Genomic DNA, 13,673 nt, shown 5'->3' on the forward strand with positions numbered 1-13,673 from the left:
GGATCGTGCCGGTGACGGGTCAGCTGAGTTCGCCACCCTCCAGGAGGTCGGTGACGAGGGCGGCGATGGCGGAGCGCTCCGAGCGGGTCAGGGCGACGTGACCGAAGAGGCCGTGTCCCTTGAGGGTCTCGATGACGCTCGCGATGCCGTCGTGCCTGCCGACGCGGAGGTTGTCGCGCTGCCCGACGTCGTGGGTGAGGATCACGCGGGAGTTCTGGCCCATCCGGCTGAGCACCGTGAGCAGCACGTTCCGCTCCAGGGACTGCGCCTCGTCCACGATCACGAAGGCGTCGTGCAGGGACCGTCCGCGGATGTGGGTGAGGGGCATCACCTCCAGGAGCCCGCGCTCGACCACCTCGTCGATGACATTCCCCGAGACCACGGAGCCGAGCGTGTCGTACACCGCCTGACCCCAGGGGTTCATCTTCTCGCCCTGGTCGCCCGGGAGGTAGCCGAGCTCCTGGCCACCCACGGCGAACAGCGGACGGAAGACGATGATCTTCTTCTGCTGCTGGCGCTCCAGCACCGCCTCCAGCCCCGCGCACAGCGCGAGCGCCGACTTGCCGGTACCCGCACGCCCGCCCAGGGACACGATGCCCACCTCCGGGTCGAGGAGCAGGTCGATCGCGATGCGCTGCTCGGCGGAGCGCCCGTGCATGCCGAAGATGTCCCGGTCACCGCGGACGAGCCGGAACTCGCCGTCACCGGTGACCCGACCCAGTGCGGACCCGCGCTCGGAGTGGATGATCAGGCCGGTGTTGACGGGAAGCCCGTGCACATCCTCGCTGAGCCCGACCTCGCTCTCGTAGAGGTCGCTGATGTCGTCGCCGGAGAGATCGACAGTGGCGATGCCGGTCCAGCCCGAGTCCACGGCCTGCTCGGCGAGGTACTCCTCGGCGCGGAGCCCCAGGGACGCGGCCTTCACCCGCATCGGGAGGTCCTTCGACACGATGGTCACGTCCTGTCCGTCCTGGGCGAGGTGCATCGCCACCGAGAGGATGCGGCTGTCGTTGTCGCTGAGGCGGATGCCCGCGGGGAGCACCGAGAGGTCGGCGTTGCCGAGCTCGACGCGGAGGGTGCCGCCCTCGCCGACCTCCACCGGGAAGTCGAGTCGGCCGTGCTCGACGCGCAGGTCGTCGAGGTGCCGCAGCGCCTGGCGGGCGAAGTACCCGATCTCCGGGTCGTGCCGCTTGCCCTCGAGTTCGGTGATGACGACGACCGGGAGCACCACGGAATGCTCCGCGAACCGGAAGAGCGCCTGCGGATCGCTCAGCAGGACCGAGGTGTCGAGGACGTAGGTGCGCAGATCCTGATCCGGTTCTGCGGCCGCGGCCTGACTCGGCGTCTGACGGGTGGACTGCTGCGCGGTGCTGGTGGACTGCTGCGCTGTACGTGTGGTCACGACCCACTCCCGACCCGGGGATTCCCGGCTATTCGAACGAGTCGACCAGGGGGTCACGAGTCGCGAACCTGAGGCCGACCCGACCGGGCGCCTTGCCCGATGCCTTGAAGGTACGGCCGCCCGAGGGTTTTCCACGGACTCGACACGCCAGCGATTCGTTACGGGACGATGAACGATTCCCTGCCGAACGCCCCGAACGCCTCGTCGAGGAGGCCGAGGGTCTCGGCGTCGGTTCCGGCGTGCGGCGCGATGCGGATGGATCCGCCCCGAGCGGTGACGACGAGACCGGCGTTGGCGAGAGCCGCGGCAAGCCGCGCCGGTTCCTCCGGTGCGAGTGCGACGATCCCGGCGCGTTCGGTGCGCTCGCGTGGGGAGACGACGGCGATCCCGTGGTGGTCGGCCGTGGCGATCACCGCGTCCACATGCGCGGCCACCCGCTCCTCGATCGCCGCGACCCCGGCGTCCCTGACGTCCCGAGCGCCGATCGCGAGCCGGCCGGCGGCGAGCGTGTCCGGCATGCTGATCGTGTAGGCCCTCGCGTCCGGTGCCGGGGCGGGCAGCTCGTCGACGACCAGCCCGCTCGCCGCCGTCCCGGTGATGCCGGAGAGCACCGGCGCGATGCGCTCCCGTGCGTACGGCGAGAACCATGCGAACCCGGTGCCCCGGCCCGCGCGCAGCCATTTGTAGCCATGTCCGACGACGACGTCGGCGACGCTGTAGTCCGCGTCGACCACGCCGACGGACTGCACGGCATCGACGATGAGGAGGCGGTCGGGGCCGAGGACGTCCCGCAGCGCGGCGAGGTCGGCCCGATAGCCGGTGCGGAAATCGACGTGGCTGACGGCGAGCGCCACGACATCGTCGTCGAGGACGGCAGCGACGGCGTCGGGGGTGACCCGTCCGTCGTCGGGGGTGATCCAGCGAGGCGTGACCGCGTGCTGTGACGCGGCCGCGGCGCGCTCCAGGGTGAGGCTCACGCTCGGGAACTCCGCCGTGCTCGCGACGACCGTGCCGGTGACCCCGTAGAGCGCCTGCATGAGGCCGTGGGTCGACGATGGTTGCAACGTGACGTCCGCGGCATCGGCTCCGAGGAGCTCGGCGACGACCTCCTGCGCCTGCCCGATCCGCTCCCCCACGAGCGCCAGCGACGACGGCCGGCCGTTCCCGAGGAGGTCCGCGTCCGCGAAGACCTCGGCCCGGACGGAGGGCGACACGGGACCGAAAGCCGCCCAGTTCAGATAGCCTGGCTCCGCGTCGAAGGTGCCGAGGTAGTCGTCGAAAGTGCTCACTGCGTCATTGTGACACGCGCCCGCGCCCCTCGGATCAGCGTCCGAAGCGGCGGTCGCGGTCGGCGTAGTCGCGGATCGCACGGAGGAAGTCGACCTGACGGAGGTCCGGCCCCAGCGCCTCGACGAAGTAGAACTCGCTGTGCGCGCTCTGCCACAGCAGGAAGTCGCTGAGCCGCTGCTCGCCGCTCGTGCGGATCACGAGGTCGGGATCCGGCTGGCCGCCCGTGTAGAGGTGCTCCCCGATCATCTCGGGGGTGAGCTGCGCCGCGAGGTCCTCCAGGGTGCCGCCCGAGGCCTCGTGCGTGGCGATGATGCTGCGCACCGCGTCGACGATCTCGTTCCGGCCGCCGTAACCGACGGCGAGGTTCACGTGCAGTCCGGTGTGGTCCTTCGTCCGTTCCTCCGCATCGGCGAGCACCCGCGCCAGCTCCGCAGGGAGGATGTCGGCGCGGCCGACGTGTTTGACCCGCCAGTTCCCCTTCTGGGACAGCGCCTCGGCGAGCTCCGCGATGATCTCGATGAGGTCGGCGAGCTCCGCCGAGTCCCGTTTGCGGAGGTTGTCGCTGGAGAGGAGGTAGAGCGAGACCACACGCACTCCGAGTTCGTCGCACCAGCCGAGGAACTCCTGCATCTTGGCGGCGCCTGCACGGTGCCCTTCGGCCGGGGTGTCGAACCCGAGCTGCCGCGCCCACCGGCGGTTGCCGTCGATCATCATGGCGACGTGGTGCGGAACGGAGGCCGGATCGAGGTGGCGACGCAGCCGGCTGGTGTACAGCCGGTACAGCGGTCCCCGCCCCGGGCTCTCGCGTGACATCACCCACCTACGCTACCCTGCCCCGCCCTTCCGCGCCGGTGCAGAAGCTGGGGACATGTACGGGGACGGGCATGCGCTCCCGCTTAGAGTGAGCACGTGAGCACTTCCGACCAGACCGGCGCCGACCTCCCGAAGCTGCCGCTGCTCGAAGCGGCGGCCGTCGACGCGGCGGCCGAGATCAAACCGACCTGGCGCGGGTGGATCCACGCCGGCACGTTCCCCCTCGCGATCGCCGCGGGCATCGTCCTCATCGCCGTGTCCCAGGGGGCGGCGGCGAAGTGGGCGGCGGCGGTCTTCATGGCCACCTCGCTGCTGCTGTTCGGCAACTCCGCCGTATACCACCGCTTCAACTGGCGGCCCCGGGTGAAGGGCATCCTCAAGCGGATCGACCACGCCAACATCCTGCTGCTCATCGCCGGCACGTACACCCCGCTCGCGACCCTGGCGCTGCCGCCGGAGAAGGGCGTGCTGTTGCTGACCCTGGTCTGGAGCGGTGCCCTGGTCGGCATCCTCTTCCGGGTGTTCTGGATCCACGCGCCGCGCTGGCTCTACGTCGCGCTGTATCTGCTGCTCGGCTGGGCCGCGGTGATGTACATCGTCGACCTGCTCAACGCCAACGTCGCCATGATGGTGCTCGTGATCGTCGGCGGTCTGCTCTACACGGGCGGCGCCATCGTCTACGCGCTGAAGAAGCCGAACCCCTGGCCGGGCCACTTCGGCTTCCACGAGATCTTCCACGTGTGCACGGTCCTCGCCTTCCTGTGCCACTGGACCGCGTGCCTGCTGATCGCCCTGCACCCGCTGTCGCCGTCGCTCGGCGCGCCCTGAGCGGGGGTCAGCGCTCGCGCGGCTCCTCGTCGGGCGCTTCCGGTGCGGCGCGACCCTGGTCCTGGGCGTCTTCGGCGGCGCGGGCGGCCTCCTCCGCATCGAGCTCCTCGCGGACCTCTTCCCGGTACCGCACGCGGCGGATCCGGCGGTTCATGTCCCAGATCAGCAGGATCACGGCGACGAGCACGATGACGATCACCGCGAAGCCGGCGAAGCCCGGCGTGACCGACTCCGGAGCCACCGTCATCGACGGTGTCGGCATCGGGGTCTCGGAGAGGAAGCGCATGAATCGGCCTTTCGTACGCAGGTCGCATAACCTGGTATCACCAGCCTAACGACCGGAAGACCCCACCTGTGACGACCGCCCTCCAGCTCGACGAACGCTATGGCCGCACCCGCCGCCGTCGGTGGCCATGGTTCCTCGCCGGGGCCGTCGCGCTCCTCCTCCTCGCCGCCCTCGCGTGGTCCATCGTGGGCCAGTCGCTGAGCGCGGTCGACGCCGATGATCTGGGCTTCGAGCTCGTGGACGAGCACGCCGTCGACGTGCGCTTCCAGGTGACCGGCGTCCAGGGCAAGGACGTCGTGTGCGTGCTCGAGGCCCTCGACGAGGAGTTCGGCGTCGTGGGCTGGAAGATCGTGGAGATCCCGGCGGGAGATGCCCATGCGCTCACCCGTGCGGAGCGCATCCCGACCGTCGCGGAGGCCACGACAGGTTTGGTGAACACCTGCTGGGTCGCCTAGACTGATGCCAGACAGACGACGCCCCGGCACCGTGCCGGGGCGTCTTGGCATATCCCCCGCGGTATCTCGGCGGGATCCCGATAGAAGGAGCTTCGTCATGTCCACCGATGCTCAGGTCCCCTTCCTCACGCAGGAAGCCTACGACCGGCTCGTCGCCGAGCTGGAACACCTCTCCACCGTCGGTCGCGACGAGATCGCCAAGCGCATCGAGGCGGCCCGCGAGGAGGGCGACCTCAAGGAGAACGGCGGCTACCACGCGGCGAAGGACGAGCAGGGGAAGCAGGAGGCGCGCATCCGCACCCTGGAGGCGCTGCTGAAGACCGCCAAGGTCGGCGAGGCCCCTGCCAGCCGGGGCATCGTCGAGCCGGGCACCGTCGTGACCGCGATCGTCGCGGGCGGCGAGGAGGTCTTCCTCCTCGGCAGCCGTGAGATCGCCGCCGCCGGCAGCGACCTCGACGTCTACAGCGAGGCCAGCCCGCTGGGCCAGGCAATCCTGGGCCTCAAGGTCGGCGAGTCCTCGTCGTACGAGGCACCGAACGGCCGCTCGATCAGCGTCGAGATCGTGAAGGTGGAGACCTACACGGGCTGACGCCCGCCACCACGAGACACCCCCTCGACCGCCACGGTCGAGGGGGTGTCGCGCGTCCGGGGGTCAGTCCTGGACGACGATGGGTGCGAAGCCGGCGCGACGGAGAGTGTCGAGCGTGTGGGCCGAGTGGTCCGCGCCGCGGGTCTCGACGCTGAGCTCGAGGATGACCTCGCTGATCTGCAGTCCGTGGCCGTGACGCGTGTGCATAGCCTCGATGACGTTCGCTCCCGCCTCCGCGATGAGCTCGGACACGCGGGCGAGCTGGCCGGGACGGTCGGGCAGCGGGATGCGGATCGTCAGGTACCGGCCGGAGGCGGCGAGGCCGTGCGAAACCACGCGCTGCAGCAGGAGAGGGTCGATGTTGCCGCCGGACAGCACGGCCATCGTCGTGCCGGTCGCCGACACACGTCCGGAGAGGATCGCGGCGACGCCCGCCGCACCGGCGGGCTCCACGACGACCTTGGCCTGCTCCAGGAGGACGAGCATGGCGCGCGCGAGGTCGTCGTCCGAGACGGTCACCACCTCGTCGACGAGGTCCTTGATGATCTCGAACGGCACAGCTCCCGGGCGCGCGACGAGGATGCCGTCGGCGATGGTGGGGCGCGTGACGATGTCGACCGGCTCCCCGGCCGCGAGCGACGGCGGCACCGCGGCCGCGTTCTCCGCCTGGACGCCGATCACGCGGATCGTCCGTCCGAGCTCGGCGGCCTTGGCCTTGACCGCGGCGGCGACCCCGGCGATCAGTCCTCCCCCGCCGATGCCGAGGACGACAGTGTCGATCTCGGGCGCATCCTCCAGCAGCTCCAGACCGAGGGTGCCCTGCCCGATCACGATGTCGCGGTGGTCGAACGGGTGGATGAGCACGGCGCCGGTGCGCTCCGCGAACTCGGCGGCCAGGCGCAGCGACGTGGCGACCGTCTCCCCCTCAAGCACCACCTCGGCCCCGTAGCCGCGGGTGGCGAGGAGCTTCGGCACGGGGACCCCGAGCGGCATGAAGATCGTCGCGGGGATGCCGAGCGCCTGGGCGGCCAGCGCGACGCCCTGCGCGTGGTTCCCGGCCGAGGCCGCCACGACGCCACGGGAGCGCTCCTCCGCGCTGAGCCGGGAGAGCCGGTACGCCGCGCCGCGGATCTTGAAGGAGCCCGTGCGCTGCAGGTTCTCCATCTTCAGCAGCACCGGGGCACCGAGCGCGTCGGACAGCGCCCGGGAGGGCAGCGTCGGGGTGTGCGAGATCACCTCAGCCAGACTTCGAGCCGCGTCCTGGAACTCGGTCAGGCTGGGGACTGCGCTCATCGATTCCTCCGTCTCCGCTCGCGCGGAACTGTGCTCCAGATCAGGTCTCCGCTCGGCCCGACGCCGGTGCGCCAGGATCCCGAGCTGATGGTCACCGCCGCCACGTTCACGAACGCGGCCAGCGGGACGGCGAACAGGGCACCCGGGATGCCCGCGATCATCGCGCCGCCCGCGACCACGAGGACGACGGCGAGGGGGTGCACCTTGACGGCGGAGCCCATCATGATCGGCTGCAGGATGTGGCCCTCGATCTGCTGGACGGCGAGGACGACGACGAGCATCCAGAGGGCGATCCACGGCCCGTTGTAGACGAGCGCGAGGAAGACGGCCACGGCACCGGTCACGACCGCACCGACGATGGGGATGAACGAGCCGAGGAACACGAGGACCGCGACGGGCAGCGCGAGCGGCACCTGGAGCAGGAACGCGCCGAGGCCGATGCCGATCGCGTCGATCGTCGCCACGAACAGCTGCGTCCTGGCGTAGTTGACGATCGTCGTCCAGCCGTTGCGCGCGGCGCCGTCGACGGCGGGACGGGTCTTCCGGGGGAAGATCCGCAGCGTCCAGCGCCAGATGCCGGCGCCGTCGGCGAGGAGGCAGATGAGGATGAACAGCGACAGCAGCGCGCCGGTGGCGACGTGCCCGACGGTCGTCCCGATCGCGAGGGCCCCCGTCCAGAGGACCTGCGCCTGCTCGCTGATGAAGTCGAGGCCCTGCTGCAGGTAGTTCGCGATCTGCGTATCCGACAGGTTCAGCGGACCGTCGTGCAGCCACACCTGGAACTGGTCGAACGCCTCGGTCGTGCGCTGCTGCACGTCCGGGAGCTGGGCGCGCACCTGCCAGACCACGAGCCACATCAGCCCGGTGACGATGGCGATCGTGCCGATGAGGGAGACAGCGATCGCGAGCCAGCGCGGGAATCCGTGACGCAGCATCCAGGAGAACGCCGGCCACAGCAGGGCGGTGATGAGGATGCCCACCATCAGCGGGATGACGAGGAGCTTGAGCAGCATCACCAGCCAGATGAAGACGCCGGCCGCCGCGGCGATGAGCAGCAGGCGCCAGGCGTAGCTGGCCGTGATGCGCAGGGGCAGCGGCACCGCCTCGTCGGCTTCGGTGGTCACGGTCCGATCGGTCACCACGGGGCGCGGACGGAACAGATCGCGCAGCCGGGGTCGCTGGTCCTCGCTCATCGCCTCAGTCTACGGTCATGCCGTATGCCGTTCGACGCATCCTGCACGCCAGGACGATGTCGGAGAGCGGGGATACGCTGGCGGCGTGACCGACACCCTCAGTCCTGCCCAGGCACGACGGATCGCCCTCGCCGCGCAGGGCTTCACCCGCGCGCGCCCGGCCACCGTCTCCGGTCGCCATCTGCACCGGGTGATGGACCGGCTCGGCGTGCTGCAGATCGACTCGGTCAACGTGTTCGCACGGTCGCACTACGTCCCGCTGTTCTCCCGGCTCGGCGCCTACGATCCCGCACTCCTCGACCGCCTCTTCCTGTCGCGCACGACCCACTATGTGGAGTACCTCGCTCACGAGGCGACCTTCATCCCCGTCGAGGACTGGCCCCTGTGGCGGTTCCGCATGGACGACTTCCGGCGGCGCTGGTCCGCGGAGGACTCCTGGCTCCGCACGAATGCCCGGACGGTGCAGTGGGTGCAGGACGAGCTCCGTGCGCGGGGACCGCTCCGTCCGGTCGATCTCCGTGCCGACGCCCCGCGCGAGCGCGGCACCTGGTGGGACTGGGACGAGGTCAAGCTCGCCCTCGAGCACCTGTGGCGCACGGGCGACGTCGCTGTGAGCGGACGCCGGGGGTTCGAGCGCACCTACGCCCTCGCCGAGCAGGTCATCCCCGAGCGCATCCGGTCCCGCCAGATCCCGCGCGAGGACGCCGTCCGCGAGCTCGTCCGACGCGCCGCGCGGTCCAGCGGCGTCGGGACGGCGGCCGACCTGGCCGACTATTACCGCCTCCGCGACCGTGCCGCGGTGACCGGGGCGATCGCCGAGCTCGTCGACGCCGGCGAAGTGCAACCCGTGACCGTCCGCGGCTGGGAACGCGGCGGCCGGCCCCTGCCCGCCTGGCGGCATCGCGACGCGGTTCTTCCGCGCCGGGTCGAGACCGCCGCCCTGTTGACCCCGTTCGATCCCGTGGTGTGGTTCCGGGAACGTGCGCTGCGGGCGTTCGAGCTCGATTACCGTATCGAGATCTACGTGCCGGCGGCGAAGCGCCGGTACGGCTACTACTCGCTGCCCGTCCTCGTCGGCGACCGGATCGTGGCACGGGTCGACCTCAAGGCCGACCGCGGCACGTCCACGCTGCAGGTGCAGTCGGCATGGTGGGAGCCGCAGGCGCGTCCCGGTGACGCCGAGGCTATCGCGGCGGAGCTCCTGCGCGCCGCGCAGTGGCAGGGTCTCGAACAGGTGTCGGTCTCCGGATGGGGCGATGCGACCGCAGCCGTCCACACCGCACTCGCCTCCACCGCCCCGGACACGGTGCGTCGTCATGTCCACGTCCGGGAGGGCGTCGCGTGAGCCGTCGTCGCTGGTGGCTCGTGGGCGGTGCCATCGTAGCCGTCGCTGTCGCGGGGGCGGTGTGGTGCGGGCTGTCCGCGCTCCGCTCGCCCACGGCGGAGGAAGCAGCGCTGGCCTATCTCCACGCACTGGAGTCGGGCGATCCCGAGGCGGTCGCGGCGACCGGGACCGCGGTGTCCGACGCCGCCCTCACCGCGTTCGCCGGAGCGTCGTCGACCATCCAGGATGCCGAGGTCACCGATGTCCGCGAGGGAGACGGTGGCGCGTCCGCGACGGTGCGCTTCCGGCTCGACGGGGACGAGCACGAGGCGGACCTCCGGCTGATGCCGGGCAGCGGCGGCTGGGCCGTCGATGGCTCCGGCCTCGGCGCCCTCCGCACCACGACCACGATCGGGACGGCTGTGCAGGTCGGCGGTGCAGTCCTCCCGGTGGACGAAGACGCCGCGCTGCTCCCCGGCGTGTACCCCGTGACGGCCGCGCCTCGGACCCTGCTGACCGGCACGACCGACGCCGTCGTGCTCCCCGGGGATGACGCCACCGCGGGCGTGACCGCCGAGCTCCGGCCGGAGGCGACGGAGGCCGCGCAGACCCAGCTCGAGGCCTACCTGAAGACCTGCACCGCCGACGGCACCGCGGTCCCCGACGACTGCGGCATCCGGATCCCGTGGGGGACGGAGTTCCGAGAGATCTCCGACATCGCGTTCCGTGTCGAACGGTTCCCTGCGGTGGTGCTCACCCCGACCGCGTTCGCCGCGGACGACGGCATCCTCGAGGCGACCGTGACCGGCACCGGCCAGGACGGCGACGCGCGCACGGTCACCTACCGCAGCACCGCGTGGAGCGTGCGCGGTGGCGTGGACATCACCACAGACGAACTCGCCCTCACCGTGTGGTGAGGGCGAGGATCAGAACTGCACGCGCGGAGGCTCGGAGATGGCGCCGCTGTCGGCGACCTCGAAGAACTCGCGCTCGGTGAAGCCGAGCCCCTTGGCGAAGAGGTTGTTGGGGAACACCTTGATCTTGGTGTTGAGCTCGCGGACGCCGCCGTTGTAGAAGCGCCGCGCGGCCTGGATCTTGTCCTCGGTGTCGACGACGGCCTGCTGAAGCTGGAGGAAGTTCTGGCTGGCCTGCAGCTGCGGGTAGGCCTCGGCCACCGCGAAGAGGCTGCGCAGGGCCTGCTGCAGGTGCCCCTCGGCGATCCCCGCCTCGCCGGGACTGCCTGCGGAGAGAGTCTCGGCGCGGGCGCGGGTGACGTTCTCGAACACCGCCTTCTCGTGCGAGGCGTAGCCCTTGACCGTCTCGATGAGATTCGGGATGAGGTCGGCCCGGCGCTTGAGCTGGACGGTGATGCCGCTCCAGGCCTCGTCCACACGGACGTTCAGCTGCACCAGCGAGTTGTACGTCGCCCAGAGATACACGCCGACGAGCAGGATCACCCCGACGACGATCAGTACCGGCACGAGCCATTCCATCAGTGCCCCACCCTTTCCCGTATTTCTCTCATCCTAGACGCGGTGCCTGCACGTGGACTGGGGACGAGAGTCTCCGGCCCCACTCGATCAGCGCCCGAGCACGCGTTCCAGGTGACGGTTCGAGAATCGGCGGTCCGGATCGAGGCGGTCGCGCAGCGCCACGAAGTCCTCGAAGCGCGGATACCGCTCCCGCAGCGTCTCGTGCGTGAGCGTGTGCAGCTTCCCCCAATGCGGGCGACCGCCGTGCGCGCTCATGATCTCCTCCACCGCGCCGAAGTAGGCGGTCGGGTCCGCCCGCCAGTACCGGTGGACCGCGATGTAGGCGGTCTCGCGACCGTACGCGGTCGAGAGCCAGCGGTCGTCGGCCGCCGCGAACCGCACCTCCACCGGGAACTCGATCCGCCAGCCGCGCTGGTCGATGAGGTCCTGGAGAGCGCGGAACGCGGGCACGACGTCCGCAGCCGGGAGCGCGTACTCCATCTCACGGAATCGCACCGTCCTGCTCTGGGTGAGCACGCGGTTCGACAGGTCGGTGTACTCGCGGTCCCCGGTGAGTCGTACCGCGAGCCGGTTGAACGGAGGCGTGATCGCCGGAACAGCCTGTCCCGCCGCACAGACGACGCGATACACGCCGTTCGCGAGCAGCGTCTCGTCCACCCATCGGCCCACGGGAGGAAGGGGCCGGCGTCGCGTCGACTCCGGCAGACGCGTTTGGCGCTTGGTCAGCGCGACGTCGGTGTGCGGGAACCAGTAGAACTCGAAGTGATCGGCCGCGGCGACGCGCTCATCGATCGTGGAGAGGACCTCCTCCATCGGCACGGGTTGATCGATCGCATGCATCACGAACGTCGGCACGCACTGCAACGTCACCTCGACGATGATGCCGAGCGCTCCCAGCCCCACGGCGACCGCGGGCAGCAGCTCGGGGCTGTGCGCCTCGTCGATGCGGAGGAACTCGCCGTCCGCGGTGATCAGAGTCACCCCGACCACCTGCGTGGCGAGCCCGCCGAAGCCCGCGCCGGTCCCATGGGTGCCCGTGGAGATCGCCCCGGCGATGGACTGCCGGTCGATGTCGCCGAGGTTCTCCATCGCGAGTCCGTAACGCGCCAGCAGCCCGGGGATGCGGTGCAGCCGGGTGCCGGCGAGGAGCGTGACGCGCCCGCTCGCAGCGTCCGCGGATACGAGTCCCTGCAGGTCGTCGAGCTCCAGGAGGACACCGGGAGCGACGGCGATCCCGGTGAAGCTGTGACCGGCGCCGACCGCTTTGACCGTGAGTCCCTGTCGCACCGCTGCCCGCACGGCACGTTGCACGCCCTCAGGACTGCGCGGCCGCTCGACTCGGACCGGGCGCACCGACGCCGACCGGCCCCAGTTCTGCCAGGTGCCGCCGATTCTCGTCACAGGAACGCCTTCCCCTCGCCGCGGTACGTCGGCAGCTCGTCGATGACCTCGTCGCCGGACACGAGATGGTAGGCGGCGATGCGCTCGGCCGGTTCGCCGCTCTTCGCATGACGGAACCAGACGCGATCGCCGACGCCGAGCGTCGCGGCGCTCGGTCCTTGCAGCGGCGTCTGCACCTCGCCTGCCGCCTCCCGCGGAAGCGTGCGGAGGTTCGCCGGCCATACCGGGCGCGGCTGTCGCGAGGCGACCGCGGGCCCGGAGGCGATCCAGCCGCCGCCCAGCACCGTGGCGATGTCGGCCGCAGGACGGCGCACGACGTCGAAGGCGAAAGCCGCAGCCGGCGCCGGGTGGAAGGATCGGTACCCGTCGAACAGGTGCCCTCCGAGCAGGCCGCTGCCCGCGCTGGCCTCGGTGAGGGACTCGTCGCTGCCGCTGAACTCGAGGGAGCCGGTACCCCCGCCGTTGAGGAACTCGAGGGACGTCACCGCACCGACCGCGGCGACGATCTGCGCCCGCCGCTCCCGCAGCTCGTCGCGCGAGCGGGCCTGAACGCGGCGGATCAGCGGCCCATCGGGGCCGGCGTCACCCTGTCCGGCGATCTGGGCGTCATACATCTGCAATCCCACGAGGCGGAAGCCGGGGCGTGCCACGACCTTCCGCGCGAACGCCGCGACCTCGCCTGCGGAGAAGAGAGCCGACCGGCGGACGCCGATGTGCCCGAGCAGCGGCGATCGCCAGGACGCGTCGACGTCGATCGCCACCCGGAGCTCCGGGCGCGCCGAGGGGGCCACCACGCTGTCGACGAGGTCGAGGTGCACGGGGTCGTCGATCATGAGGGTGATGCGCTGAGCGGCCTCTTCGTCGGCGCAGAGCCGTTCGAGGGCGGCCCGGTCCACGGTCGGATAGCCCAGCACGATGTCGTCGTGCGTCTCGGCGAGCCAGAGGGCTTCCTCGAGCGTGAAGGCGAGGATGCCGCGGAATCCGGGGAGGCGCAGCACGGCATCGAGGACGGCACGCACCCGCACCGATTTCGACGCCACCCGGATCGGCAGACCGCCGGCACGGACGAGCAGATCCATGGCGTTGTAGCGCAGCGCCTCCCGATCGATGACGGCGACCGGGGCCGGAAGATGCCCGGTCGCGGCCGACAAGCGCGGCCAGTAGCGGCCCGGGTCCTCCCATTCGGGGGCGACCACAGGGCCACCCGGGACGGGGCTCAGTTCGTCGGTGAGGTCGAGCACTCCCCCACCCTACGGCCTGAGCCCCGCCCGGGTCACGACCCCGCCGACGATAGGCTGGCGGCGCG

The 13,673-nt window shown here is 70.8% G+C and carries 14 protein-coding genes; 5 read left to right on the plus strand and 9 right to left on the minus strand.

What is annotated here, in order from left to right; translation table 11 throughout:
• Window positions 1-19: 19 nt before the first annotated feature.
• From KVS71_RS12105 to KVS71_RS12115, 3 genes are all read right to left on the minus strand, one after another.
• A complete protein-coding gene (locus tag KVS71_RS12105; RefSeq protein ID WP_254635738.1) occupies window positions 20-1,306 on the minus strand; it encodes a PhoH family protein in 1,287 nt (428 codons plus the stop codon).
• A gap of 254 nt (window positions 1,307-1,560) precedes the next feature.
• Window positions 1,561-2,691 carry an aminotransferase class V-fold PLP-dependent enzyme gene (locus tag KVS71_RS12110; protein ID WP_217584668.1) on the minus strand — a complete coding sequence of 377 codons (1,131 nt, stop codon included), beginning with the start codon at window positions 2,689-2,691 and terminating at the stop codon, window positions 1,561-1,563.
• A gap of 34 nt (window positions 2,692-2,725) precedes the next feature.
• The gene (locus tag KVS71_RS12115; protein WP_136051638.1) at window positions 2,726-3,505 is read right to left on the minus strand and encodes an isoprenyl transferase; all 780 of its coding nucleotides are present in this window, start codon (window positions 3,503-3,505) and stop codon (window positions 2,726-2,728) included.
• 96 nt (window positions 3,506-3,601) lie between these two features.
• Between KVS71_RS12115 and KVS71_RS12120 the strand changes: the two genes are divergently transcribed.
• The gene (locus tag KVS71_RS12120; RefSeq protein ID WP_060922685.1) at window positions 3,602-4,333 is read left to right on the plus strand and encodes a hemolysin III family protein; all 732 of its coding nucleotides are present in this window, start codon (window positions 3,602-3,604) and stop codon (window positions 4,331-4,333) included.
• A gap of 7 nt (window positions 4,334-4,340) precedes the next feature.
• Here KVS71_RS12120 and KVS71_RS12125 read toward each other — a convergent pair whose 3' ends face one another.
• The gene (locus KVS71_RS12125) at window positions 4,341-4,619 is read right to left on the minus strand and encodes a hypothetical protein (RefSeq protein WP_060922684.1); all 279 of its coding nucleotides are present in this window, start codon (window positions 4,617-4,619) and stop codon (window positions 4,341-4,343) included.
• A 68-nt stretch (window positions 4,620-4,687) separates the two neighbouring features.
• Between KVS71_RS12125 and KVS71_RS12130 the strand changes: the two genes are divergently transcribed.
• Complete coding sequence (locus KVS71_RS12130; protein WP_060922683.1) at window positions 4,688-5,074, plus strand: DUF4307 domain-containing protein; 387 nt, start codon at window positions 4,688-4,690, stop codon at window positions 5,072-5,074.
• A gap of 97 nt (window positions 5,075-5,171) precedes the next feature.
• Window positions 5,172-5,663, plus strand: a complete 492-nt coding sequence (greA, locus tag KVS71_RS12135) for a transcription elongation factor GreA (protein ID WP_025103938.1) — start codon at window positions 5,172-5,174, stop codon at window positions 5,661-5,663.
• A gap of 63 nt (window positions 5,664-5,726) precedes the next feature.
• Here the strand turns inward: greA and ilvA are convergent, their stop codons facing one another.
• Window positions 5,727-6,956: a threonine ammonia-lyase gene (gene ilvA, locus KVS71_RS12140; protein ID WP_025103937.1), complete on the minus strand. Its 1,230-nt coding sequence runs from the start codon at window positions 6,954-6,956 to the stop codon at window positions 5,727-5,729.
• Window positions 6,953-8,149, minus strand: coding sequence for an AI-2E family transporter (locus tag KVS71_RS12145; protein ID WP_217584669.1), 1,197 nt, complete (start codon window positions 8,147-8,149; stop codon window positions 6,953-6,955). Before KVS71_RS12145 ends, ilvA begins: the two co-directional genes overlap by 4 nt.
• Before the next feature lie 85 nt (window positions 8,150-8,234).
• Between KVS71_RS12145 and KVS71_RS12150 the strand changes: the two genes are divergently transcribed.
• On the plus strand, window positions 8,235-9,494 hold the full coding sequence (locus KVS71_RS12150; RefSeq protein WP_105949477.1) for a winged helix-turn-helix domain-containing protein: 1,260 nt from the start codon (window positions 8,235-8,237) through the stop codon (window positions 9,492-9,494).
• On the plus strand, window positions 9,491-10,390 hold the full coding sequence (locus tag KVS71_RS12155; RefSeq protein WP_217584670.1) for a hypothetical protein: 900 nt from the start codon (window positions 9,491-9,493) through the stop codon (window positions 10,388-10,390). Before KVS71_RS12150 ends, KVS71_RS12155 begins: the two co-directional genes overlap by 4 nt.
• A 9-nt stretch (window positions 10,391-10,399) precedes the next feature.
• Here the strand turns inward: KVS71_RS12155 and KVS71_RS12160 are convergent, their stop codons facing one another.
• The 3 genes from KVS71_RS12160 to KVS71_RS12170 form a co-directional block, all read right to left on the minus strand.
• Window positions 10,400-10,966, minus strand: a complete 567-nt coding sequence (locus KVS71_RS12160; RefSeq protein WP_060923320.1) for a LemA family protein — start codon at window positions 10,964-10,966, stop codon at window positions 10,400-10,402.
• Between the two features lie 87 nt (window positions 10,967-11,053).
• Window positions 11,054-12,367: a D-arabinono-1,4-lactone oxidase gene (locus tag KVS71_RS12165; RefSeq protein ID WP_217584671.1), complete on the minus strand. Its 1,314-nt coding sequence runs from the start codon at window positions 12,365-12,367 to the stop codon at window positions 11,054-11,056.
• On the minus strand, window positions 12,364-13,608 hold the full coding sequence (locus tag KVS71_RS12170) for an alanine racemase (RefSeq protein ID WP_217584672.1): 1,245 nt from the start codon (window positions 13,606-13,608) through the stop codon (window positions 12,364-12,366). Before KVS71_RS12170 ends, KVS71_RS12165 begins: the two co-directional genes overlap by 4 nt.
• Window positions 13,609-13,673 lie beyond the last annotated feature (65 nt).

The organism is Microbacterium sp. GbtcB4, assembly GCF_019091465.1.
GTDB lineage: Bacteria > Actinomycetota > Actinomycetes > Actinomycetales > Microbacteriaceae > Microbacterium > Microbacterium paraoxydans.

What these genes read in the sequence shown, in the direction of transcription:
- KVS71_RS12115 (WP_136051638.1), bottom strand. Translation starts at nt 3,505, where the DNA reads ATGTCACGCGAGAGCCCGGGGCGGGGACCGCTGTACCGGCTGTACACC.
- KVS71_RS12125 (WP_060922684.1), bottom strand. Translation starts at nt 4,619, where the DNA reads ATGCGCTTCCTCTCCGAGACCCCGATGCCGACACCGTCGATGACGGTG.
- greA (WP_025103938.1), top strand. Translation starts at nt 5,172, where the DNA reads ATGTCCACCGATGCTCAGGTCCCCTTCCTCACGCAGGAAGCCTACGAC.
- ilvA (WP_025103937.1), bottom strand. Translation starts at nt 6,956, where the DNA reads ATGAGCGCAGTCCCCAGCCTGACCGAGTTCCAGGACGCGGCTCGAAGT.
- KVS71_RS12145 (WP_217584669.1), bottom strand. Translation starts at nt 8,149, where the DNA reads ATGAGCGAGGACCAGCGACCCCGGCTGCGCGATCTGTTCCGTCCGCGC.
- KVS71_RS12160 (WP_060923320.1), bottom strand. Translation starts at nt 10,966, where the DNA reads ATGGAATGGCTCGTGCCGGTACTGATCGTCGTCGGGGTGATCCTGCTC.